Raw genomic sequence first — 245 nt, 5'->3', positions numbered from 1 at the left:
AGCATCATACCCAGCGTCATTTCTCCTTTCACCACCAAGCTTGCTACAAGTGCTGTTATCAACAGGTTTTTGCTTTGATTTATCAGTACTGCTCCCGAGTCTTGATATTGACGCAGGGCAAGGCTCTTAATGTTTACTTTGAATAATTTAGCTTGTATCCGTTCCCATTCCCAGCGTTTTTGCTGTTCGCAGGCGCTGAGCTTTATTTCCTGCATGCCGTTTACCAGTTGCACTACCGTACTTTG

The 245-nt window shown here is 44.5% G+C and carries 1 pseudogene; it reads right to left on the bottom strand.

Annotated elements, in window-relative coordinates:
* Positions 1–245, bottom strand: a pseudogene (locus tag DW036_RS26160) (peptidase domain-containing ABC transporter); the annotation flags it as partial.

The organism is Bacteroides sp. AF39-11AC, assembly GCF_003474285.1.
In the GTDB taxonomy this organism is placed as follows: Bacteria; Bacteroidota; Bacteroidia; order Bacteroidales; family Bacteroidaceae; genus Bacteroides.
Note: the sequence above shows the minus strand (reverse complement) of the source record. Positions and strands in the feature narration are given on the sequence as shown.